At 57.5% G+C, this 23,325-nt stretch carries 17 protein-coding genes; 6 read left to right on the top strand and 11 right to left on the bottom strand.

Annotated features, from left to right (window positions below):
• Positions 1 to 91 precede the first annotated feature (91 nt).
• On the top strand, positions 92 to 2,161 hold the full coding sequence (locus tag CI603_RS01950) for a TIM-barrel domain-containing protein (RefSeq protein WP_121912831.1): 2,070 nt from the start codon (positions 92 to 94) through the stop codon (positions 2,159 to 2,161).
• Positions 2,162 to 2,326: 165 nt separating this feature from the next.
• Here the strand turns inward: CI603_RS01950 and CI603_RS01945 are convergent, their stop codons facing one another.
• The 3 genes from CI603_RS01945 to CI603_RS01935 all read right to left on the bottom strand — a co-directional run bounded on the left by CI603_RS01945 (position 2,327) and on the right by CI603_RS01935 (position 6,900).
• The gene (locus tag CI603_RS01945) at positions 2,327 to 3,679 is read right to left on the bottom strand and encodes an MFS transporter (protein ID WP_259465450.1); all 1,353 of its coding nucleotides are present in this window, start codon (positions 3,677 to 3,679) and stop codon (positions 2,327 to 2,329) included.
• Positions 3,642 to 5,831, bottom strand: coding sequence for a beta-galactosidase (locus CI603_RS01940; protein ID WP_121912830.1), 2,190 nt, complete (start codon positions 5,829 to 5,831; stop codon positions 3,642 to 3,644). Before CI603_RS01940 ends, CI603_RS01945 begins: the two co-directional genes overlap by 38 nt.
• A gap of 106 nt (positions 5,832 to 5,937) precedes the next feature.
• A complete protein-coding gene (locus CI603_RS01935) occupies positions 5,938 to 6,900 on the bottom strand; it encodes a substrate-binding domain-containing protein (RefSeq protein WP_259465449.1) in 963 nt (320 codons plus the stop codon).
• A gap of 314 nt (positions 6,901 to 7,214) precedes the next feature.
• Between CI603_RS01935 and CI603_RS01930 the strand changes: the two genes are divergently transcribed.
• Together CI603_RS01930 and CI603_RS01925 are read left to right on the top strand one after the other, a co-directional pair.
• The gene (locus CI603_RS01930) at positions 7,215 to 7,610 is read left to right on the top strand and encodes a VOC family protein (RefSeq protein ID WP_110425957.1); all 396 of its coding nucleotides are present in this window, start codon (positions 7,215 to 7,217) and stop codon (positions 7,608 to 7,610) included.
• A 303-nt stretch (positions 7,611 to 7,913) separates the two neighbouring features.
• Entirely contained in the window at positions 7,914 to 8,807 is an 894-nt protein-coding gene (locus tag CI603_RS01925) for a 3-hydroxyacyl-CoA dehydrogenase (RefSeq protein WP_121912828.1), read from the top strand.
• A 181-nt stretch (positions 8,808 to 8,988) separates the two neighbouring features.
• Here CI603_RS01925 and CI603_RS01920 read toward each other — a convergent pair whose 3' ends face one another.
• Genes CI603_RS01920 through CI603_RS01910 form a run of 3 tightly spaced genes read right to left on the bottom strand, consistent with a single transcriptional unit; the run spans position 8,989 to position 14,369 of the window.
• Positions 8,989 to 10,233 (bottom strand): glycoside hydrolase family 1 protein, encoded by a 1,245-nt coding sequence (locus tag CI603_RS01920; protein ID WP_121912827.1) that lies wholly within the window; start codon positions 10,231 to 10,233, stop codon positions 8,989 to 8,991.
• 5 nt (positions 10,234 to 10,238) lie between these two features.
• A complete protein-coding gene (locus tag CI603_RS01915; RefSeq protein ID WP_121912826.1) occupies positions 10,239 to 13,085 on the bottom strand; it encodes an alpha-L-rhamnosidase in 2,847 nt (948 codons plus the stop codon).
• Between the two features lie 15 nt (positions 13,086 to 13,100).
• Positions 13,101 to 14,369: an MFS transporter gene (locus CI603_RS01910; RefSeq protein ID WP_121912825.1), complete on the bottom strand. Its 1,269-nt coding sequence runs from the start codon at positions 14,367 to 14,369 to the stop codon at positions 13,101 to 13,103.
• A 274-nt stretch (positions 14,370 to 14,643) separates the two neighbouring features.
• Between CI603_RS01910 and CI603_RS01905 the strand changes: the two genes are divergently transcribed.
• The gene (locus CI603_RS01905; RefSeq protein WP_121912824.1) at positions 14,644 to 15,450 is read left to right on the top strand and encodes an IclR family transcriptional regulator; all 807 of its coding nucleotides are present in this window, start codon (positions 14,644 to 14,646) and stop codon (positions 15,448 to 15,450) included.
• 338 nt (positions 15,451 to 15,788) lie between these two features.
• The gene (locus CI603_RS01900) at positions 15,789 to 17,432 is read left to right on the top strand and encodes an MFS transporter (protein WP_121912823.1); all 1,644 of its coding nucleotides are present in this window, start codon (positions 15,789 to 15,791) and stop codon (positions 17,430 to 17,432) included.
• 9 nt (positions 17,433 to 17,441) lie between these two features.
• Here the strand turns inward: CI603_RS01900 and CI603_RS01895 are convergent, their stop codons facing one another.
• On the bottom strand, positions 17,442 to 17,852 hold the full coding sequence (locus CI603_RS01895) for a DUF4186 domain-containing protein (protein WP_121912822.1): 411 nt from the start codon (positions 17,850 to 17,852) through the stop codon (positions 17,442 to 17,444).
• A gap of 188 nt (positions 17,853 to 18,040) precedes the next feature.
• On the opposite strand from CI603_RS01895, the gene CI603_RS01890 reads away from it, so the two are divergent.
• Positions 18,041 to 19,330, top strand: a complete 1,290-nt coding sequence (locus CI603_RS01890) for a class I SAM-dependent methyltransferase (RefSeq protein WP_121912821.1) — start codon at positions 18,041 to 18,043, stop codon at positions 19,328 to 19,330.
• Between the two features lie 81 nt (positions 19,331 to 19,411).
• On the opposite strand, the gene CI603_RS01885 is transcribed toward CI603_RS01890, so the two are convergent.
• The 4 genes from CI603_RS01885 to CI603_RS01870 are packed head-to-tail and all read right to left on the bottom strand — an operon-like array spanning position 19,412 to position 23,324.
• On the bottom strand, positions 19,412 to 19,957 hold the full coding sequence (locus tag CI603_RS01885; RefSeq protein ID WP_121912820.1) for an FMN-binding protein: 546 nt from the start codon (positions 19,955 to 19,957) through the stop codon (positions 19,412 to 19,414).
• A 1-nt stretch (position 19,958) separates the two neighbouring features.
• Positions 19,959 to 20,786 carry an ABC transporter ATP-binding protein gene (locus CI603_RS01880; protein ID WP_121912986.1) on the bottom strand — a complete coding sequence of 276 codons (828 nt, stop codon included), beginning with the start codon at positions 20,784 to 20,786 and terminating at the stop codon, positions 19,959 to 19,961.
• 44 nt (positions 20,787 to 20,830) lie between these two features.
• Positions 20,831 to 21,997 (bottom strand): ABC transporter permease, encoded by a 1,167-nt coding sequence (locus tag CI603_RS01875; protein WP_183122217.1) that lies wholly within the window; start codon positions 21,995 to 21,997, stop codon positions 20,831 to 20,833.
• 16 nt (positions 21,998 to 22,013) lie between these two features.
• On the bottom strand, positions 22,014 to 23,324 hold the full coding sequence (locus tag CI603_RS01870) for an ABC transporter permease (protein ID WP_121912818.1): 1,311 nt from the start codon (positions 23,322 to 23,324) through the stop codon (positions 22,014 to 22,016).
• Position 23,325 lies beyond the last annotated feature (1 nt).

Below are 23,325 nucleotides of genomic sequence, written 5' to 3'. Positions count from 1 at the left end.
GCACGGGAATATGTCATTGCGGGAGTTGCAGCAGGTGCGATAAAGGACTGATCTCAAAGGTGAATCAACCAGTTGGAAGGGTACCGAATCAATGCAACATTCAACATTTACTATCGACGGCCAAGCCCTGAAGTGGACAAGCGACGGTGAATACCTTCGCATCGAGCCCTGGGGAACAGATTCGATACGCGTCCGATCCTCGCAGATGCATGAACCTGAAGACCCGGACTGGGCGCTTTTACGCGACCACCACGAGCCTACCGATGCGGTGCACATAAGCATCGATGACCAACAGGGCCAGGCCACCATAATCAACGGATCTTTAATGGTCAAGGCGCAGGCTTCGGGCGGCATTGACACAGGCAACGGCTATACCGACAAGTGCCTGCTCAGCTTTTGGCGCACCGACGGCAAGCTGCTCTTCAGCGAGATGAGCGATGGCGGCTCCCTGAATTTAAGAGCGCGTTCTTTCACTCCCATCGTGGGAGGCGACCACCAGGTCAAGGTAACATTCGTCCCTCCGGAAAACGAACGCCTGTATGGTATGGGCGAATATCAACAGAACATCATGAATCTGAAAGGCTGCACTCTCGAACTGGCCCATAGGAACTCACAAATCTCCATACCTTTTGTCGTCTCCAGTAGTGGATACGGATTCCTATGGAACAACCCAGCCGTTGGTTCCGTCAGTTTTGGAAAAAATAAGACTCAATGGTCGGCGGAAAGCACTCGACAGATTGATTATTGGGTTACAGCCGGTGCCGATTATCGCTCAATTATGGCCCATTACGCAGACGCTACCGGCCATGCTCCTCAGATGCCTGAATGGGGTCTTGGCTTTTGGCAGAGCAAGCTTCGCTATTGGAACCAGGATCAATTGCTGGAGGTCGCCAGAGAATTCAAAAAGCGCAACATCCCTCTGGACCTCATTGTCATCGACTTCTTCCATTGGCCTCACATGGGTGATTTCAGATTCGAAGACGAATTCTGGCCAGATCCCGTCAGCATGAGCAACGAATTGCACAAGATGGGAATTCGACTCATGGTGTCAGTCTGGCCGCAGATAGCACTGACTTCTGAAAACTATCCAGAGATGAAAGCCAAGAATCTGCTGGTACGAGCAGACCACGGCGAAGACATCGGCATGATGTTCGAGGGACCCAGCCAGTTCTACGACGCCACCAACCCTCGAGCCCGCCAATATGTATGGGAGAAATGCCGTGAGCACTATGCCGATGTCGGTGTCGATGCCTTCTGGCTGGATGAAGCCGAACCGGAGTATGGTACTTACGATTTCGGCAATTACCGCTACTGGGCTGGACCTGCACAGCAAACGGCCAATTTGTATCCGCGGGAATACAACAAGGGATTCTACGAGGGACAACTGGCCTACGGGCGCCAGGGACAGATCGTTAACCTCACCAGATGCGCATGGGCCGGATCCCAGCAATATGGGGCTCTTGTATGGTCGGGCGATGTTGCATCCACCTTCGAAGCGTTCAGAGCACAAATCACTTGTGCCATCCATATGGGCATGGCCGGCATTCCTTGGTTCACCACCGATCTGGGAGGCTTCCACGATGGTGATATCGACGATCCCACCTTCCGTGAACTGCTGTTGCGGTGGGCGCAATTCTCCTGCTTCTCGCCCGTCATGCGCAATCATGGTGACCGTAGCCAGCATCACCCCGATGGAACCACCAAGACCGCCATCACTACAGCGCAAGGCGAGCGGCGATTACCGTCCGGGGCGAGCAACGAACCATGGAGTTACGGCAAGTCTGTCGAAGACATCTATGTCAAGTTCATCAAGATCCGAGAACGTCTTCGCCCTTATTTGCGTGAACTGTTTACTCAGGCGCACGAGGATGGGCAGCCGCTTATCAGGGGGTTGTTCTACGAATTCCCCCATGACGATGCTGCCTCCGATATCGCCGACGAATATATGCTCGGACCTGATCTGCTGGTAGCCCCCGTGGTAGAGGAAGGGGCCAGATCTCGACAGGTCTACCTACCCGGGGACGCGACTACGCAGTGGCAGGATCTTCGCGACGGAGCAATGTACGACGGGGGTCAGAGGATCACCGCAGAAGCCCCGCTGGATACTCTGCCGGTATTCGCAAGGGACAGCAGAAACCACGAGCTGCTGAGCATACTCTGATATATACATCTGTACACCACGTGCAGATTGCAGATTATCCGATCACTAATAATGGGTCAGGACCATCTCGTCCTGACCCACTTCATTCTTCAAGATAAGTTGATGAGGCACGATGGTTTGTTGGGACCATGTGCCGATATGCTGATCAGCTCATCATTTGCCTCATTATTTGACCTTGCGAATAAAGAAAATCAGGCAGGCACCGACGGCCGCCAGAACAGCCGCCAGTGGGAAGACCCCGCTATAACCGACAATCTTGATGATCGCGGCAGAGAAAATGGGTCCCAGCACCTGACCTCCGTTATTGGCAATGTTGAGAATACCAAGATCCTTGGCTGCTGTCCGCTGATCAGGCAGCACTTCTATATTCAGCGCCTGATCCACGGAATTGAACATTCCCATGCCAATGCCCACAACCACGGCGTATGCCAGCATAATGAAGGGACGATTGGTCAAAGCAGGCAGAAACGACCCAACCGCTATCAGCAGACCTGCGATGATGACCGGCACTTTCCGTATATGCAATTTGTCAGAAACAGGACCGGCGCCGATGCACATGACGATTGCGGTCACCATCATGATCATGGAAATAGCCGAGACATATGCCTGCAGAGCGTTGCCTTTGAGCATTACGTAGTCGGTCAATATGTAAAGCTGATATCCAGAAATCGCGAATGAAGCGGTTTGTATGCTGAGCTTACCGAACAAGGCCAGATAATAGTCCCGCACATGATGGGTCGGGAATACAAAATTATCGGAGAACGTCTTCCACGTTACCGGAGAAACAGGCATGTTTTTAGTCGAACCTTCGCGCAGTATCAGAGCAGCCACAGGACCCGACAATAAAGACATGACTGCCAAAACCAAAAATCCGGTCTTAGGCATAGGAAGGAAGAAAGAGGCCAACATCTGCCCACCGTATTGTCCGGCCGAATTGCCGAGTGCGTAGACGGAAGATATCGTTCCACGGTACTTCGGCGCAGTCCGATCGGCAATAACCGCAATCAACGGCGCCACAATCATATTCAGGAAAATCATATATACCGAATCCGATAGGACCACTTGCCACACGGCAGAGCATTGGCCCCAGAACAGCACACAGACAAAGGTCCCAACTGATCCGGCGACGATCCATGGCGTCCGGCGACCCCATCGAGAACGTGTCCGATCCGACAGGCCGCCTTCCACGATGTTGGCGATAGTGGATACGATCATGGCCACCGTCGACATCAATGCGATATCGCCCGTTTTATTGGCAGGATCTATTCGCGCCACTTGCTGAGGAACCAGAACACCTACCAGGCCGAGATACGGCCCCAACCAAAGCAGGACACCTAGTGCGAGCGCCACACCCGTGCGCACAGGAACGCGATGCTGTTGATCATCACGGGGAGTCATCCAGGCAGCAGAGGGTTCATTATCCGTCTCCGCAGTCTTCCCTTGCGCACTGTTCATTGACCTTGCGGAATCCATATCATCCTCACCTTCCTGAATCCATAGGATTGTCGGCAAGGACATGCGTCTCCTGTAGTAGAACCACGTCCCAGGGGCCCAGCTCAACACTGCTCAAAGGCTCATTCTTGCCCAGCAATGTACATGAAACAGGCACGGTGATCCTGTGCGTCTGCCAGCTCCAGTTGAAGAGGAAATGCAGCCGTCGGCCATATCGATTGACTGCCGAGGAGTGCGATATTGTCGTCTGACCAGCCAACCACGGATCGTCTGGAAGCAGATAGTCGAACAACGAAGCAGCCAGAGCCTCGTTGGGGACCGTGCCGATCATCGTTACTCTTCCCTGACCGGCAACATGGCTGGTGATCAGGGGAAATTGTGAGAAGTGGGGGTGGTCGCTTGTAGCCAGAATTTCCGCTCCCTTGCTCTGTAGACAATCAATCCACTCAGTGGCAGCAGATCCAGGACGCAATTTAAATGAGTCCGTTCCCTTAACTGATATAGGGGATTTGATATTGGAAAATTCCTGATAGTCCGCGCCAGCAAGATCATCAAGCATTGACGGTTTGGTTTCCATACGCGCGCGTGCGTACTGATCCGCATATGCCGTACGCGGTCCCAGGACCAGATGCCCGCCGGCTTTTACATATTCACGCAACCAGGAGAGCAAGGCATCAGAGCATATATACGCCCCTGGAACCAGCAGCAGGGGGTACTGGTTGACGAATGCAGTCGGCGCGACTACAGGTTTTTCAGCAGAGCCATCGATAAGATGCGTATCCTGAATCATTCGCACCTGATGCCCAGTGCGGAATGCACCACGATAAAAAGCCGTAAGCATATGATCATACGATCCGGCATTGCGTGCACGGTGAGCATCTCCTGCACCATTTATCGCTGTGTATGGTTCGAATGTCAGGCCCCAACGTGACCCGACTGAATACAGGATGGCCACATCAGCATCCGGCTTAAGGTCCGTCACTGCATCGCCGGCAGCTGCCAGCTCTCCGCCAAGCTGAGATATCTCCGCATAAACACGTCCCGGCTTGCGGTCATGAGGGAGAATGCCTCCCCAATACATCTCAGTACCATAATGCAGCTGTTGCCAATGCCAGTATTCGATGAGATCCGCTCCACGCGAGACGAATTGCCAACCAGCTTGGCGCCATTGCCCCTTATAGCCAGGGAAGTTGTCTGCGGAGCCGCCGATGGGTCCGCCGTCCGTTTCCAGCACAAAGAAAGGAGCGGATTTCAGCGAATACGTCCTATCGGCCATCTGGGCAATCGTCCAGGGGCCAGAAGGATACCAAGCATCTTCTGCCATATCCGGTTCAGGCAATTGCAAGCCGTCTTGCATATGGAAATACGGATCTGAACCTGCTACATCCAAATGCTCGGAAGACCTGGCCTCATCAACAGCCTCACGCCCCAAAGCCATATTCACCGTGATGAATTGATCGGAGCGACAATGCTGACGGATCAGGCGACTTTGCCAGGCGAGCATATCATCGGTGAGCAGCGCCTGATAACGATGCCAGGCAATATCGTATTGTGGCTGGCAGTTGCCTTCGGGCTTCCATAAGTCATCCCAAGTAGATAACTCATGAGACCAATACGTCAACCCCCATGCCTTATTCAGATGTTCCACGCTACCGTATTCTTTGCGCAGATAATCTTTAAAACCTTCGAAGGCATCTGTAGAATAGTTCAGCCGTAAGCCAGGTTCATTATGTAATTGCCAGCCGATGACGGATGGATGCCCGACATAGCGATCCACAATCTTGCCGATAAGCCTGGCTGCGTAATACCGGAACACAGGGTGGCTATAGCTATGCTCCTCTCGCGAACCGAAAGGAACTTTCTGACCATGGTCATCGCTCAAGGCAATCTCTGGATACTTACGCACCATCCATTGAGGTATGGCAAAGGTCGGCACCCCGATAATCGCTTGGATATTGTTCTCAGCAGCCTTATCGAGAACTGGCTCCAGCCAATCCAGTGAAAATTGTCCGTCTTCCGGTTCCCAGTGTGACCAGCTTCCTTCGCCCACACGGATCACATTGATATGGGCTTTACGCATGAGTTGCATGTCGGCATCAAGGTTCGAGCTGGGTTGATATTCGTCATAATACGCAGCGCCGAACAGTATATGGTCGAGAGACTTCATTGCCTTCCCTTTCTTAAGTGAACGTTCACTTAATAACTGCAAAGAATGCATGGCATCAAGTCAACATTGAATTACAAGCAGCCATGCATGGTATGTAGCAGTTGCATAATAAGCACGTTCACATTAACTGTCAAACGCATGCGAAGACGCCGGAACGTTATCTGCTACTCGACTCCCGGATGATCAGTCGAGGCTGCATCAGTAATTTCTTGACGCTTGCTCCATGAATCATGTCGATCGCACGTGAGACCGCCCGACTGCTGAGCGCATCAAAATCCTGCTGAACGGTGGTCAGGGATGGAATCGTATAAGCCCCCATAGGAACACCATCGAAACCGGCCACCATCACATCATCAGGCACACGCAATCCACGATCACAAAAAGCTCTGATAAGCCCTATGGCCATTTGATCATTTGCCGAGAAGACGGCATCCGGCAGGTCATCGGCCATATCAAGACCAACGCGATAGCCCGACTCCTCGCTCCAATCACCTCGATAAACACGGCCCGCTGTCAGTGCGTAACGCGATGATGCCTGCATCCACTCCTCTAAACGGGCTTCAGACGAATACCATCCGTGGGGACCAGAAAGGTGGTCGATGCGTCGTGCCCCTTGAGCCACCAGATGATCCAACAAAGTGCGCACACCCTGTTGCTGATCAGTATCGACCACGGAGAATTGCCCTTCTTGGGCGCAGGAGGACCCGATACTGACAAGGGGCAGGTCAGCAACCATTCTGACGACAGGCTCTATCCATGTCTCTGTTGAGAGCACAATAATTGCCGAGACATCGTATTCAAGCAGCTTGCCGACAGCTCGTTGGACATCATTGTCATTGTTGTTTTTCAGCAGGGATATCTTTGCCAAATACCCTTGTTCACCCGCAGCCTTTTCTACATTCCACAAGAGCTGACCCGGTCCAAACTGCTGCGAGTCCGAAGCGAGGACACCGATTCCATTAGAAACCGAGCTCTTCAGAGCCCTGGCATTCTCATTACGGTGATATCCAGTTTTCCGTATGGCAGCTCTGACCGCTTGCAACGTTTTTGGGCGCACAGATCCAGGGTCATTCAACACTCGAGATACTGTTTGATGGGAAACGCCGGCCACGCGTGCCACATCCACAATGGATACGGACCGTTTCCGTCCTTGCCCACTCCGCACAGTGTTCACACCCCTATTATTTGTGTCCTCTGCCTTGCGTACTCCCGTGAACTGCCAGCACAGAAATACGCACTATATTGCTTAGTGTACCGACGACGCTCTATGAGGCAGCTTTCCGCTGCTTCTCCAGCGGTAAATCACGTGTATTCATGTTTATCACCTCGCCGTATGTCTGCACCGCAGAACGCATCCACGTCTGCCAGAACGGCCATCGCCTAGAGTAGATATCAGGAAGCATCGCGCATCAAGGTACCAAAGGAGCGGCCATCATGAGACCAATGTCGGACTATGCCAAGGACCTGCAGCACTCGGGCATGATCGCCCGTGATCTGGACGAGACCATCGACTTCTACACCAACAAACTCGGGTTCGAGCTGGTCGGCATCTACCCCAATGGGGAGAACCGCTGCGCCTTCCTGCGTCTGGGACATTTGACCATCGAAACCTGGGAGGGCGAACCTGCGCCCATGCGTACCGGGGCCATCAACCACTGGGCGCTGGATACGCCAGACATCGATGCCGCTTACGAGCATGCCCTGGAGATGGGATTGAAGATCAGAGAGGACTCCATCCAGTCCATTCCCACCTTCTGGCAGCGCGGAATCCGCTATTTCAACATCATCGGCCCCAATCAGGAGACCATCGAGTTCTGCCAGATTCTCTGACTGTCTTTTTTGATGTCCGGTGACTTTTCCCTCTTGCGGATACCGAGGAATGCAGGTGGCCGATTGCGTAATATAGCAGCCCTCGACCCCACTGCGACGACGGCTGCCGTATAACATTCATGTGAGCGAAGCGACAAAATTCTCAGTGTTCCACACAATTAATTAAACGGACGAATAAGCCCTGATACCTCCTGTAATTCCAGCCTTTCAGCGACATAGGAACGCCCAGAATAATCCCAGGCACTGCCGGTATTATGGAATAAGTATCCAAAGATGGATGCATTGCAACGAAAAGAGGTTTCTATGACGAACATTCATAATGTCACGGTTGCCGGCGGCGGGGTGCTTGGCAGCCAGATTGCCTATCAATCAGCCTTCAAGGGCAAGAAAGTAACGATCTACGACATCAACGACCAGGCTGTGGCGGCCGCCGAGGAGCGCGTCAAGAACCTGCGCGATTCCTACAAGCACGACATCAATGCCACTGATGAGCAATTCGACGCCGGACTGAACAACATGTCCTTCACCGCCGACATGGCCGAGGCCGTCAAGGACGCTGACCTTGTCATTGAAGCAGTCCCGGAGAAGCCCTCGATCAAGCATGACCTTTATCAGAACCTGGCCAAGATGGCTCCCAAGGACGCCATCTTCACCAGCAACTCCTCCACCTACGTGCCCAGCACCTTCGCAGCCGACACGGGCAGGCCGGACAAGTTCCTGAACATGCACTTCGCCAACCAGGTTTGGCTGTACAACACGGCTGAGATCATGGGTACCGATCAGACCGACCCCAAGGTCTTCGACGAAATCGTGGACTATGCCAAGGAGATCGGCATGGTTCCCATCGTCCTGAAGAAGGAACAGCCTGGATACGTCCTGAACACCCTCCTCATCCCCCTGCTCGAGGCTGCCTCCTACCTTTGGGGTCAGGGTATCGCGGATCCGGAGACCGTGGACAAGACCTGGATGATCGCAACAGGCGCACCCATGGGACCCTTTGCCATCTTTGACGTTGTGGGACTGCGGACCGCCTTCAACATTACCAAGGAACAGCGGGGAGACAACCCTGACTTCAAGCCCTTCCTGGAGAAGATCCAGAAGATGATGGACGAGGGCAAGACCGGCAAGGATTCGGGAGAAGGGTTCTACACCTATCCCAACCCCGCCTTTGCTGATCCTGACTTCCTGAAGGCCTGACAAGGTACGGCAGGAATACGGCAATCCAGACGGTCGGCCAGAGGACAAGCGATTGATCGCTGAACTGTAGTCCGACGAAAATCGAATGACCCCAACGAACTCCTTTCACGGAATCCGCTGGGGTCACCTATCAGAAATCTCCGAACCGCCATACAACATGTCGTACGGTCGGACCCTGGTTTCAGATAACAGTGTTGGTCACGATGTCGCGGTAAACCCCGGCACTCTTCTTGGGGGTGCGATCGAAGGTACCGTGCTCACGGTCCACTGAGCAAAGGCCAAAGTGAACGTCGAAGGCACTGATCCACTCATAGTTGTCCAGAAGCGACCAGTGGAAGTAGCCGAGGACCGGAACACCATCACGGACGAGTTCAATCAAGGGCGGTATGGACGCTTTGAGGAAGCGGCACCGCAGCTCATCATCCTGCGTGGAAACACCATGCTCGGTGACAACAACAGGCAGGCCCGTCAGATGATGGATGTAATTGACGGCATTGACCAGCGACTCGGGGTGGAGGGCAGTACCGGTCTCGTTGACCTCTTCGCCTGGCTGAGCTGGGACGGGCCCATCGTCGCCGAATATCTCACGCTCATAGTTCTGGACGCCAACGAAGTCGTCTCCCTGGACGGCCTGAGCCCAAGGACCATAGCAGGACCGACGCTTGGCCATGGCTAACTTTTTACCCTCCTCAGTCCTATAGCTTTCGTCAATTACAGCCAGGGAGAGGCCCACCGGCAGTTCGGGACAGACCGAGCGCACAGCCTGCACGGCAGCACGATGGGCGCGGACGAGGCCGAACTCCAACTGGGTCACCTCTTCAGGGATGACCACATTGCCTGAACGGTACTGTTTCACACCGGCCTTCTTAGTGGCCGCGTTGATGCATGCGCGCTGAAGGTCCACCGCCTCCTGGGGCAAGCTCCCGTTGTCCAGAATCCTAGGCAAATCAGGTTCATTGAATGTGACGGCCAAAGCCACCCGGTCCCCAATCCGGTCCAGAACACGAACGCACTCATCGGCGAACATGGCGGGAGCATCATGATTGAGCCACCCTCCCTTGGCTGCGAACCAGCTAGGAATCGTGAAGTGGCAGAGGGTGATCGCAGGATCAATCCCGCGCTCCAGGCACCCGTCCACCATACGATCGTAATGATCCAGGGCATCCTGGTCGACATTGCCCTCCTCGGGCTCAATCCGCGCCCACTCGACGGAGAAGCGGTAGGAGTTGAGTCCCATCCCTTTAATCAAGTCCAGATCGTCGGCCCATCGTTCCCAACTCCTGCAGGCATCTCCGGCTGGTTCCTTGAATACCGAGGGAGAAACGCTCTCCAGGAAGGTGGTATCGGCAGCGGTGTCACCTCCGTCCACCTGATGGCCGGCCGTAGAGGCCCCCCACAGAAAATGATCAGGCAGGATTGCTGTCATGGTAATTACTCCTTTTCCTTTGTGTACAAATCTTGTTTTTTAAGACCAGTCAGAAAGCTCCTGCAGACCCGCTCTATCTCGTCTGCTCCCGGAACGTACCCCTGCTGGGAGGCGACATCGGGCAAACGGTCCAGATCCGCATCCAACCACGGCTTAGCCGCTTTGGTAAAGGCCACATCCGCCTGATCACCTACATAAACCGGCGATCCGGGTAACTTCAGAGCCTCGGTCAACCGATCCATGGACACGGTCGAATCAATCAGGTCGCGAATAGTTCGGATCGGACTCGATGGCCCGCAGACCTGGTCTAATGGAATGTCCCAGGCATACCGGCCATGTCGGCAAGTCTCTTCCCTCCCTCCCGGCAGAGCTACACAGGCCTGGACGCCGACAGGAATCTCCAGCTCCAGATGGAATATTTGGCCGCAGATCGCCCAATTCAATCGAATAAGCCCGTAGGGCGTCTCCTGACTGATATCGACATGGGCGATGGCGGGATCGACAACTGGAGATACGCAGACCTTCCTCCAACCTGGTTCGCGCATCTGCAGGCCGGCCAGACCCTCAAGCATCCAATGGACAATGGCACCCAGAGCGTAGTGGTTGAACGAAGTCATCTCCCCAGGGTTGATTGAACCGTCGGGCAGCATGGAATCCCACCGCTCCCAAATGGTGGTGGCTCCCATTGTGACTGGATAGAGCCAGCTGGGGCACCGGTCCTGCAGAAGGAGACGAATGGCCAGGCGTGGATGCCCACTTTTAACCAGGGCCGGGCATACCAGGGGTGTGCCGAGGAAGCCGGTGGAAATACGGAAACCGCTGACCCGAATGATGTCAGCCAGGCGATCACCCGCACCCTGACGCTGGTCTGGGGTCTCCAGAAGGTCCCAAACCAGCGCCATGGCGTAGACCGAGGCACAGTCAGAAATAATTGCACCGTTGGCAGTCGCGTATTCTTCGCGGAAGGCACGAGCCACCTGGTCGGCCAACAGACTGTAGTGATCAGCCTGGTCCTCTTCTCCCAGGGCCTGATGCGCCCGAGCCACCAGACGGGCCGAATGAGCAAAGTACGCAGTGGCCACTACATCCGGGTCGGCTTTGGAACCCCCGGGATTGTCTGGCGGTGCATCCGGATCCAGCCAATCACCAAACTGAAAGCCTCCACGCCAGAGACGGGAGCCCCCGCAATAGACTTCGACACCGTCTACGAACCGGTCCATCATGGGCAGGAAGCGACGCAATACCGCCTTATCCCCTGTAGCCTGATAGATCGCCCAAGGGACAAGTACAGCCGCATCCCCCCAGCCACAAGTCAGTTTGGGTCCATCTAAAACATCTGGCACTACTACGGGGATCCCCCCGTCAGAAGCCTGGGTGTCAGCCATATCCTCCAACCAAGATGCCAGAAATCCTCCGGCACGGAAGAGGGCGAGTGCCGTTGGAGCGAACATGGCAATATCGCCAGTCCAGCCCAGGCGCTCATCACGCTGGGGGCAATCAGTGGGAAGCACGATGAAGTTGTCCATAGTGGACCAGCGGGCGTTCTGGAAAAGCCGATCCAGCTCGGCTCGCGAGGACTTGAAAGTTGCCAGAGGCTTCATCTCGGCTGAGACCAGACAGGCTTCCAGATCCTGAGCTCGAAAATCCTCCACACCCTCCACCTGAACATAACGGAAACCATGCTGGGTGAAGAGGGGCTCCAGGTCTTCCTCGCCTCCGGAGAGGATGAAACGATCTGTCGCCTTCGCGTTGCGAAGAGGACGAGTACCTAGTTCACCTTTTTCAAGAACCTCGGCATGGCGGAGGATCACTTCCTGCCCAAGTTGCCCGTGCCTGATGTGCATGCGGACCCAGCCGGACACGTTCTGGCCGAAATCCACAATTTTCCCTCCGGATGGGGTTGTGATGATCTCCAGGCCTGGTAAGCGATCAAGAATCCTCGCGGACGGTGCCTCCTGTGGTCTGATCCGCGCCGCCGGCATCGGCAAGGCCCGAACCGGGTGGGTCTGTCCCCCCTGATTGAGCAGTGGGACGCGCATGTCCCGGGTTTGCCCGTCATAGAGGTCATTCGCCAGAATGGGCGAAGACCTCCACGTCCAATCCTGATCGGTGGCAAGCCTGTGCTCCCCATCCTGGTCCCGCCAGAATAGATTGGCCAGAAGCCAGAGATTCTTCCCATAGACTTCGGTTCGGCAGGTCCAGGTGAGTTGACCACGGTACCACCCGTTGCCCAAGATGACTGCAAGTTCGTGCCGACCCGGAGCAAGCACCTGTGTCAGATCGTAGGTCAGAGCATTCATGCGTTTTCTGTAATCAGTCCAACCGGGCGTCAACTCATCGCAACCAATACGACATCCATCCAGATAGGGGATGAAAATACCCCCCGCCGTCAAATCCAGGCGACCCAGATCACACCCCTGACCCACGGTAAAAGACCGCACCATGATAGGCGCTGGATCTTCCCGGCCAACACCCGGATCAGGCTCAATCGGTGAACCCGACCAGTCCTCATTGCTGAGCAGTCCGGTCTCCACCAGAGTTGGGTCGGACCAGGAGGACCAGTTACCGTCTTCTCCTGCAACCCGAACTCGAACACGGGCGCACTGACGCGACTTCAAAGGGGTGCCAGGCCAAGGCAGGCAAATCTGAGCCGCTCCTTCAAAGTCGTGAATCTGAGGTGGCTGCCCACCCTGGACGATCTCAACCTGAGCTCGATGCTGCTCCCAGCCGTGAGGAGCTGAAAGAATCCTCCACGAAAGAGAGGGCCTCCGATCCTCATATCCTATGACCCGATCAGCAACGGGGTGTTGCCCAAAACCAACCTTGCCGACGGTCACTGCTGCCATGGTCATGCACCCTTCCCCTTCCTATTTGATTCCCCTGATGAGGGGCATTATGACTACACTGCAGAGACTGAGCACTGCACCGATGAACCAAAGCAGCGGGTAATTGTTCCCACCGGCGCTGTTGATGACAATAGGGGCGACGGCGGGCACCAGAACGTTGGCCCCGTTCAGAGCCAGTGCGAAGACACCCATATCCTTGCCAGCATCCTTGCTCTCAGGCAGGACGGCGGCGCAAAGGGCCAGATCCACGGTCAGATACATGGCCTGCCCCACGCAGAAGATCTCCCAAGCAATCAGGAATTGAGTGAAGCTATGGGATGTCCCGCCCAAGCAGAGAGCACCAGCCATTATGATGGCGGCCAGAATGACAAAGGGCTTCTTCCGGCCCAGACGATCGGTCAGAAATCCGGAACACGAGAAGAAAATAACCGATATTGGCGCCGAGCACAGAGTAAGCAGTCCGGCCTTGCTCCCCACTTGGTTGAGGGGGACGCGCAGACCGGAGATCAGGTAGTAGACGAAGTAGGTCTGCATGGAAGCCATGGCCAGACCGACAAGGAAACGCGCCAACCAGGTCCATCCGAAGTTGGGATGTTTGCGGGGGTTGACGAAGAAACCACCAAAGAGTTTTTTCAGGCTGAGCGGTGGCACCTGGCTGCGCTTCTTAACCGGGTCACGGTATAGGAGAAGCAGAGGGATCGAGGTGAGCAAACCAAGCAGTACGGGCACTGTCATGAGCAGAAGGCCGTTGCCCACCAAGGCACCCGTGAGGTAGGTGCCTGCCGAAAAGGAAAGGGCCCCAAAGAGTCCCATCAGCCCCATGACTGTTCCTCGTCTATTCTCCGGTACTCCCTCCACGGCGATGACCGAGTAAGCATTGAACCCGGCCTGCATGAAAACAACAGCGATCACATAGGCAACCCCCATGATCCAGACGTTGGTGGAAAGGCCCACGACTGCAGCCGCCGCGAGACAGACCAGGAGGCAACCTACAATCCAAGGCCGACGGCGACCGAATCTGCTTGTCGTCCTGTCTGAGAGACCTCCGACCAAGGGAATGAAGAAGAGCATAAGCAGAGAACCTACCGAAGTTATACGGCTGTAGACCGTATCTTTCCGGTCCGGCATGACTGAAGCTACTCGTAGGGAGAGCGCCGTACCCAGACTCATGCACATGATGTAGAGACCAACTGCGGCAATCAGGACTAAAGCGATGGTCTTGCGCGGGTCGGGATACTCAGAAGGTAGATACCCTGGATCATGATCCGGCTTCCTGCCTGGTTCACTCATGTCAAGTCCTCCTTTGGACTGTAAAACTCGTTTACTTCTTTCCCGGGTGCATGCCCTCCGCAATCTGCATCCAGATCCGGTCACCGTTGCTACTTCGCATCGTCGCTTCCTGGCCACCAGCTCCCTAGATCTGATCCAACCCGGGTACACATCCGTTTTTATTCGTCCTGTGAAGGGAGCATGAAGTTGATTCCCACTCAATGGAAAAGACTTGGTTTGACCCAGTAGATCTTCGTATGGTTGCCGGTAAAGGATATGGGAGCATATTAGAGCTATGGCAGCAACTCATTATTCCGGCAGATCTACACGCAGCGGTGTGCTTGACCGCACATTCGCCATATTGACTTGCTTCACCTCTGATCAGCCCTCACTGACACTGACCCAGATCATGCACCGGACTGGACTACCTGCCAGCACCACCAGCCGGTTGCTAAAGGAACTCACCTCTCACCAGGCTCTGAGCAGGGACCGGTCAGGCTCCTACTCCATTGGCCCCTTGCTGATGGAGATCGCTCAATACGCCCAACCCATGCTCTACATCCGTGAGGCAGCCTCCCCGGTCCTGGACAAACTGTCAAGAATGACTGAAGAGCACATCCAGCTGGGAGCCCTAGACGGCCAGGAGATGGTGGTCCTGGACAGACGAGAGGGGAGACCTCGGATTCCGGTCTACTACCATATCGGCGACCGCCTGCCCGTAGTCCCCACAGCCGTTGGCAGGGTTCTCCTGGCCTATGCCGACCCAGACACAATCGACGATATTCTGGATCAAGAACAGTTCACTTGGCCCACATGGCAGACACCACGCCCTCCCTCCAAAGCGATCCGCCGTGACCTGGAGAAAATACGCCAGCATCAAGTGGCTCTTCTGAGGACGCCCAAGGCATCGGTCCATTCAGTGGCATCCCCCATCTTCGGCCATACCGGGGCTGTCATAGCGGCCATAAGCATCGTAATGGGCTCCGACGAGCAACGTCTGGAGCAATATGTACCAATTATCAAGGCCGGGGCCAGGGCCATCACCCATCGGATCAGCGGGCCAAGGCCCTCGCGCATCCTCCCACCCTGGGATGGAGAATGACCTATTCAAGCCACCGCCAGACATCACTACTCCAACCCTCGATTGCATCCACACCCCGACAGACTTGGCATCAGCAGCTTTCGATTGCCGAGGTTAGAAAGCGAAACCAACCCAACATGTAAAAGCATATTGGTCAATATCTAACCGTTTCCCTCCATCATTCGACGTTATGTCTCACGGCCGCTCCCGAGCTCACTGCAAAGAATGAACTGGGAGAAAAATTGCCTTGTGGTAAAATGTACATTTATGACATTTTTGTAAAGCATTCGAGAGGAGACCGCTGCGGCAGAAGACAGACCTCGGAGTAGTACAACGGCCCCATGGCCGGAGAAGGAATAATGGTACAAGACGAAACAAATTCGACCAAGCATGACGGTCTCAGCGAGAAACAAAGCCAGAAACAACTGAAGAAGCAGCAGGCCGCGGCAAAACGCAAGGCCCGCAAGCAGAACCCCAGACCGCATCGGGGCTGGAGCGAGCGCCTGCATCTGACCGACATCAACGTAGTGGATAGATCCACCCTCAAGCGGGCCATCGCCGGCACCGTGGTCGGCAACTTCATGGAATGGTACGACGTGGGGGTCTACGGCTACCTGGCGGTGACCATCGGCCGTGTCTTCCTGTCCGACGCATCCGATGCCGTGCAGCGGCTCTTCTCTCTTGGTGTTTTCGCCGTCACTTTCGTTGCCCGACCGCTGGGCGGCGTGGTCCTGGGCCAGCTGGGCGACAAGGTCGGCCGCCAGCGCATTCTGGCCTTCACCCTCCTTAGCATGTCCGCAGCCACCCTGCTGATCGGCCTTCTGCCCAGCTATGCTGCCGTCGGTCCGCTGGCGCCTATTTTGCTTATCCTGCTCAAGCTGATTCAGGGCTTCTCCACAGGCGGCGAGTACGCAGGCGCCTCGACCATGGTCACCGAATATTCCCCTGACCGGCATCGTGGCTTCTTCGCCTCCCTGCTGGACGTGGGATCCTACCTGGGCTACGCCTTCGGAGCAGCCTTGGTCTCCCTCCTGGAGTTCTCCATCTCCCCAGAAGCCATGCTGGCCTGGGGCTGGCGCATCCCCTTCATCATCGCCCTGCCGCTGGCTGCCATCGCGGTCTACTTCAGGGCCAAGGTCCAGGACACCCCTGCCTTCCGTCAGGCCCAGGATGCAAGCGACGAGAAGACCAAGAGCCAGCACAAGAGCCTGCTGGACCTGATCCGGGGCTACTGGCGGGAACTGCTCATGGCTTTCATCCTGGTGGCCGCGGCCAATACCCTGAGTTACACCCTGACCGCCTACATGCCCACCTACCTGTCGGGCACCCTGCACTACAACACAGCCCAGGCCAACCTGCTCTCCCTGCCGGTCCTGCTCATGGTGGCCTGCTGCATCCCCATCACCGGAGCCCTTTCCGACCGCTTTGGCCGCAAGAAGGTGCTGTTTATGGGAGCATTCACTGGACTGTGCCTGTCCCTGCCAGCTTTCCGACTGTTGGAGCATGAGACCACGGGTGCCGTCTTCGGCGGACTGGTCCTGCTGGCCATCCCAGTCATCTTCTTCGTGGCCAACCTGGCATCCACCCTGCCGGCTCTCTTCCCAACCGCATCCCGTTACGGCGGCATGGGGCTGTCGTACAACCTGGCCGTAGCCGTCTTCGGCGGAACCGCGCCTGTCATCATGGAAGGGCTGGTGACCGCGACCGGCAAGTCCCTGGCACCTGCCTACTGGATCATGTTCACCTCGACTTGCGGTCTTGTTACCGTGCTCTTCCTGGCGGAGACCGCCCGGCGCCCTATGCCCGGCACCTTGCCCACTGTGCTCAATCGACAGGAGGCACGCGACCTGGTGGCCACACAGGACCGCAATCCCGACCTGGACGTAAAGACCATCATCAAGGATGCCGAAGAGAGTGGCGTGCGCAAGACACCGAAAAAGCTGGTTGCCGAGACACGCAAACTTCTGGGCATTCCCCGCTCCGGAGCCAAGAACAAAAAGTAGCGGGCGCTGTCAGGCCGAACTGGCCGGATGATTGACCAGGTCGCGCTCGATCCAGGCCATGACCAGCCTGGCCAGGGCATCAACCTCTGCATCTGTCAAAGCCCGGCCTCGCGGAATGTGGTGCCAGCGCTCGATGCACCCCCGGCAACAGGTGGCCGTGGCATGCTGTGCCGTGAAAACCGGATGCCCCCGGTAGGGGGTCTGCTTGCCGTCCTTGAGCGGGTGGGCAGGCCCCACACGCTTGGCCAGCATCTCATGAGCGTGGCGGTCGATGGTATCCCTGCCCTTGGCGCGGGCGTAGGCGCGATCCTTGGCCGACAGGGAGAAACCAGCCCGGAAGCGTGAATGCCCCAATCTGGCAAGAGTGTCCTGGACCCAGGCCTCATCTGGCCTGGCCGCCGCTGATCCGCTGCTGGTCATTTCCCGCTCGCCTCCAGGTTCAGCCTTACCAAAGAGTCTGTACCCAGGCAAGGTTTCCCATGCGGAATAATTCAGCGAACATGACACCGATAGGGACCAGTGTCAGGGGTAGGGTGAAGACAGTACTTGTATCCACTAACTACCAGACCCGCCATGTTCGGTCATGTCGGGTCACACAAGGGGGCTTTATGGCCAAAAGCAAGATGACTGTAGCCGAGATGATCGGGCTCTTCCTCACCCCTGACGCGCCTGTGCAGGTGACCGCCTTCGACGGGTCGGTCTTCGGGCAGGACCAAGCGCCACTGCATCTGGAAGTCAAGAATTCCCGTGCCATGTACTACATCACGGAAAATCCCAACGACCTGGGTCTGGCCCGCGCCTACCTGCAGGGCGATCTGGATTCTCCCGAGTTGCTGCCAGGCAACCCCTACCAGGTTCTCAAGGAACTGATGGGCCTCAAGCACTTCGTCAAGCATCCCAGCAAGATGGAGCTGGCCCGGGCGGCTGGAGCCGTCTTCTCGCATGGGGTGCGTGTACCCGAACCGCCAGCCATCGAAGGGCCCTCTCTGGCCAAGCGACTGACCGAGGGCATCCGCCCCCACACCCGCCGTGGCGACGCAGCCACCGTCAGCTACCATTACGACCAGTCCAACGACTTCTATCGGCTCTTCCTGGGCTCCTCCATGACCTACACCTGCGCCGTCTTCGAGAAAGCGGAAGACAGTCTGGAGGACGCTCAGTGGCACAAGCTCAACATGGTCCTGGACAAGATGAACCTGAACAAGGGCGACCGTCTGCTGGACGTCGGCTGCGGCTGGGGCTCCATGGAGATCGCGGCCGCCCGCCGCGGCATTCACGTCATCGGCGTGACCCTGGCTGAGGAGCAGGTCGAGTGGGCCCAGAACTGGATCCGCCAGGAGGGTCTGCAGGATCTGGCCGAGGTCAGGCTGATGGACTACCGCGACGTGCCCGAGTCCGGCTTCGACGGAATCTGCTCCATCGGCATGATGGAGCATGTGGGCTACAAGCAGTACCCCTCCTACTTCAAGGAGATGATGGACAAGCTGCGTCCGGGCGGCATCCTGCTCAACCACCAGATCACCCGCACCAACTCCCACGACCACAAGCGGGCCGGCGGATTCATCGACCGCTACATCTTCCCCGACGGTGAGCTGGCCAGCCCGGCCGAGATCGAACTGGCCATCCAGGACACCGGCTTCGAGGTCATCACCCAGGAGAACCTGCGTCAGCACTATGCGCTGACCCTCAAGCACTGGACCGAGAACCTCCAGGAGCATTGGGGCCAGGCCAAGCCCATGGTGGGCGAGCCCAAGGCGCGGCTCTGGGGCCTGTACATGGCCGGCGCGCGGCTCAACTTCGAGCTCGACAACATTCAGATACACCAGTTCCAGTGCATCAAGCCTGATCCTGAAACCGGCACGGACACCTATCCGCTGCGGCCCTGGTGGGATCGGTAGTAGGTAGTATAAAGGCTTGAAAAGGGGCGAGGAATCAAATCCTCGCCCCTTTTTGTTTCTGCCACCCGTACGGCCCGGTTCTCAGGACGACCTTTCCGCCGAAGCCTCCAACCGAGCCAGATCCAAGGCCTTGTTGAAGGCATCCGAGGTCCAGCTGGCCCCAGCCACCTTGTCCACCTTGAGGTCCTTGAGTGGGCGCCCCTGGACTACTCCAGGCACAGCCCGGGCGAAGCGTTCCATGTGGCCGCGCGAGATGGGCGAATCCGAATGCCCCTGGACTTGGACCCGGGTCACCTGGCCTCCCGACAGGACCAGATCCACATCAATGCTGTCAGCCCCGTCATGCCCGTACTTGCCCGTCAGGGCGTAGGTGCCATCGTGATAGTTGCCCGTGTCAGCCGGGGCGGTCGGCAGTCCATCACGGGAGACGGCGGTGGGATTACCTTCGCCCGCAGAGCCGGCTCCTGACTCTGGCGCAGAGCTGGACTCTGCGCCCGATCCGGCGAACTCGTCGTCCATGGGCTTGGCCTGCTGACTTCCACAGCCGCCCAGGAGGGAGCCGACCGCCACAAGGGTCGCCAGGGTTGCCGAAGCCGTGGCCAGTCCCCGAGACTTGCTTTTGGCCATTTCAACGCCCTCCTTCTGCATCAGCGGCCGATCCCGGCAGGGAGCCGCCGGTCTTGGCCGTCTTGGTGGGGTCATGGAAACCCGCTGGAATATCCTGGTCCCCGGAATCGACAGGAGTTCCACTGAAGGCCGGACGGCCTCCGGCAGCAAGGTAGGCCCGCTTGGCCTCCTCATCATTCCACTGCTCGCCGGCCAGCACACCGTGGTTGAGCATGATCTCCCGCTGGGCGCAGGAGGCCACCAGGGCATCGTGGGTGACCACAATCAAAGAGGTCCCCTGGTCATGCAATTGCCTAAAGAGGTCCAGCACAATCCGCTCATTGGCCTCGTCCAGGTTGCCTGTGGGCTCGTCAGCCAGGATCAGCTTGGGCTCGTTGATCAATGCCCGGGCCACGCAGACCCGCTGCTGCTCGCCGCCCGAAAGCTGACTGGGCAGGTGGCGGGCCCGATCCGCCAAACCCACCCGGTCCAGGGCCTTCATGGCCTGGTCCTCGTCCACCACCGAGTGGTAGTACTGGGCCACCATGACGTTCTCCAGGGCGGTCAGATGCGGGACCAGGTAGAACTTCTGGAAGACCAGGCCGATCACGTTCTTGCGCACATCGGCCAGCTGGGACTGGCTCAAATCCTCCAACGGCCGCCCCTGCAGACGGACCGAGCCCCGGCTGGGGGTATCCATGCAACCCAGAATGTTCATCAGCGTGGTCTTGCCTGAGCCGGATGACCCCACCACGGCCAGCCACTGACCTTGTGGAACGCTCAGATTCAGGTCGTCCAAGGCATGCAGATTGCCGTAGATCTTGGATACATGGTCCAAGTCCAGCAGCATGCCGCCGCCCGACTGGGACTCGCTCGCCTTTGCCTGCGTCATTGTCATTCCTCCCTCAAAACCAGGGCCGGGTCGATACGCGAAGCCCGGAGGACCGGCCGTATGGATGCGATCATGGATATGGCCACGCTCAGCAGTACCGTACCCAGGGCCAGCCACCAGTTGAAGCCCAGCGGCCGTTGGAAGACGGACAGGCAGAGTAGCCGGGCGAAGCCATAGCCCAGGGCCGTGCCGATCAGGCCTCCTGCCAATCCGTAGCAAGCCGATTCCGCCAGAAACTCCATAGCTATCCCCCGCGAGGAAGCGCCCAGGGCCTTGCGCAGGCCGATCTCGCTGCGCCGCTGGGAGACGATGGAGGCCATGGTAGTCCCCACGCCCACAAAGGTCAGGACCAGCACCACCACCGAAACCAGCCAGAAGAGCGACTGGAGCATGGCGATGGTATGGCTGTCGCCCGCTGTGATCCTGGTGACCGGCCGAGCCTTGACCCCCATGGAGGCCATGTCGTTGATGCCTGCGGCAATGGTCTTTAGCCCCGAGGTCATGGTGTTGACCGAGTATTCAATGACATCGGTACCCCGCTTGGCCCCGGTCAGGAGCTCCAGGTCGGCCAGGTCGGCGTAGATGATCCGATCTTCAGAACCGCCAGTATCGACAATGCCTCCAACACGAAAGTCACGACCCTGGCCTCCGGCCTTGCCCGTGGCTGTGACCTTTCCAGCGGGATAACCAATAGTTATCTGCTTGCCGGTGGTCAGCCCCAGCGAATCAGCCAAGTCCCGCCCCACCATGACCGAACCGGGCCTGGGCCAGGAACCCTCCACGCTCCAGTGGCGGTTGAGCTGACGCACTTGGTCAGAGTGGATACCGGCCATCACGCGGGCCCCAGCATTGACCTGCACTGTCTCATATCGATAGGTGGCGTACCTTGCCGGAGCCTTGACGGTCACCATATGGGTGGTGTGGTCCACCATGCCCTGTTCAATGCCAGATCCGGACCGATTGCCCCCCTGAATGGGCGAGACGATCAAATTGGCCCCGTAGGAACGCATCTCCTGGTTGATCTGTCTGGGAGCCTCGATGCAGACCGCCGCCAGGCAGAAGAGTGTGGCCGCCCCCACCAGGGAGGCCACCACTGCCATCAGTGCCCGGCCACGACGACGGAAGACGGCCCCGAAGAGCATGGTCAGGAACATGCGGGTATTGGTCATATGGCTTGTATGGCGATCAGCGGCCATGAAGCACCTCCGCCGGCCGAAGCCGCAGAATGGATCTGATGGACGAGATGGATGCCAGCAGCACGGTCAGGGCCAGCAACACGAAGATCAGCACGAAAACCATGGGCCGCATGGTGATGCCTGAGCCGAAGACCACCCTGCCCACGATCTGAGCCACTCCGGAGCCCAGCAGAGCGCCGACCAGAGCCCCGGCCAGGGCGATCAGGGCCGTCTCGGCCAGCACCAGTCTGGACACGGCCCCATCGGTGGCGCCCAGAGCCTTGAGCAGGGCGAACTCCGAGGACCGCTCGCTTATAGAGGATGCCATCAGGTTGGCAACGGCGATGGCTGCCGCCAGCAGGCTAAGCACGGTCATCAGAATCATGACCGCCTGGGTCTTCTGCAGAACATCGCCCTGCAGGGCAGCCACCTGCCTGACCTGCTTGGCCATGGACCCGGGGATGGCCTCCTCGATCTGGTAGGCGATGGAGGATGGATAAGCCGTGCAGTACCAGGTCTCCCACTCGTCCTGGGAGAGGGCAGCAGGGTTTCGTGCGGCCTTTCGGGCCAGGTCGTTCTCTGGCGTGGTCAGAGCCTTGACCTCCACCTGGTCGATCTGATCGGTCAGGCCGGACATCTCCTGCAACGGCCGAGTGGGCAGGTAGAGGGAGGCGGCATCAGCATCACCGGAGTCGAAGATGCCCACAACGGTGACAGTCTGCTGTTTACCATACAGACCCACCTTGACCTGGTCGCCGACCTGACGGCCGCCCAGTCGTGCAGCCAGCTCTTTGCCCATCATGGCCTCGGTCCTGCCGCCGGACCCAGCCTCGTCCTTGGGCCAGCGTCCTTGAACCTTCCACCAGGGCCGAAGACCTTTGAGGCCTGCGGTACTGCTCTCGCCGCTGTCCACCTTGACGGTCCGGCCGAACCAGGTGCCCACCAGAGGGGCGCCGACCTGGTCCACAGTGCCGCGAAGGTCCAGGCGGGGGGCAAAGTCGGTGATGTTGTAGGCCCAGAAGATGGTCTTGATCTTGGGCACCTGGGACTCCTTGAGGAAGGCGGTTGGTGTTGACTCGTCACTTGAGGGGCCGCCCTCCTGGTCGCCGTAGAGGTCGGAGACCACGGCATCCGCCTTGGCCTGGACAGTGATATTGGATCCGTAGGTGGACAGTTCCGCGTTGAGCTTGTCACCTACGTCGAAGACCACCCCCAGCATGGCCGTAGCCACGCAGGCCGACAGGCAAACCGTGACGGCGATGAGCATTCTTCGCCCGAACTGGCGGCTGAATGACCGCAGCATCATTCGCATGAAGAACATA

This window comes from Bifidobacterium sp. wkB338 (assembly GCF_003688325.1).
GTDB classification, from domain to species: Bacteria; Actinomycetota; Actinomycetes; order Actinomycetales; family Bifidobacteriaceae; genus Bombiscardovia; species Bombiscardovia polysaccharolytica.
This window is presented reverse-complemented; position numbering and strand designations above follow the sequence as displayed.

Coding starts and splice junctions, on each gene's coding strand:
- CI603_RS01890 (WP_121912821.1), top strand. CDS start 18,041: ATGGCCAAAAGCAAGATGACTGTAGCCGAGATGATCGGGCTCTTCCTC.
- CI603_RS01910 (WP_121912825.1), bottom strand. CDS start 14,369: ATGAGTGAACCAGGCAGGAAGCCGGATCATGATCCAGGGTATCTACCT.
- CI603_RS01930 (WP_110425957.1), top strand. CDS start 7,215: ATGAGACCAATGTCGGACTATGCCAAGGACCTGCAGCACTCGGGCATG.
- CI603_RS01920 (WP_121912827.1), bottom strand. CDS start 10,233: ATGACAGCAATCCTGCCTGATCATTTTCTGTGGGGGGCCTCTACGGCC.
- CI603_RS01915 (WP_121912826.1), bottom strand. CDS start 13,085: ATGACCATGGCAGCAGTGACCGTCGGCAAGGTTGGTTTTGGGCAACAC.
- CI603_RS01875 (WP_183122217.1), bottom strand. CDS start 21,997: ATGACCAATACCCGCATGTTCCTGACCATGCTCTTCGGGGCCGTCTTC.
- CI603_RS01870 (WP_121912818.1), bottom strand. CDS start 23,324: ATGTTCTTCATGCGAATGATGCTGCGGTCATTCAGCCGCCAGTTCGGG.
- CI603_RS01895 (WP_121912822.1), bottom strand. CDS start 17,852: ATGACCAGCAGCGGATCAGCGGCGGCCAGGCCAGATGAGGCCTGGGTC.
- CI603_RS01925 (WP_121912828.1), top strand. CDS start 7,914: ATGACGAACATTCATAATGTCACGGTTGCCGGCGGCGGGGTGCTTGGC.
- CI603_RS01900 (WP_121912823.1), top strand. CDS start 15,789: ATGGTACAAGACGAAACAAATTCGACCAAGCATGACGGTCTCAGCGAG.
- CI603_RS01945 (WP_259465450.1), bottom strand. CDS start 3,679: ATGTCCTTGCCGACAATCCTATGGATTCAGGAAGGTGAGGATGATATG.
- CI603_RS01905 (WP_121912824.1), top strand. CDS start 14,644: ATGGCAGCAACTCATTATTCCGGCAGATCTACACGCAGCGGTGTGCTT.
- CI603_RS01940 (WP_121912830.1), bottom strand. CDS start 5,831: ATGCATTCTTTGCAGTTATTAAGTGAACGTTCACTTAAGAAAGGGAAG.
- CI603_RS01885 (WP_121912820.1), bottom strand. CDS start 19,957: ATGGCCAAAAGCAAGTCTCGGGGACTGGCCACGGCTTCGGCAACCCTG.
- CI603_RS01950 (WP_121912831.1), top strand. CDS start 92: ATGCAACATTCAACATTTACTATCGACGGCCAAGCCCTGAAGTGGACA.
- CI603_RS01880 (WP_121912986.1), bottom strand. CDS start 20,786: ATGCTGCTGGACTTGGACCATGTATCCAAGATCTACGGCAATCTGCAT.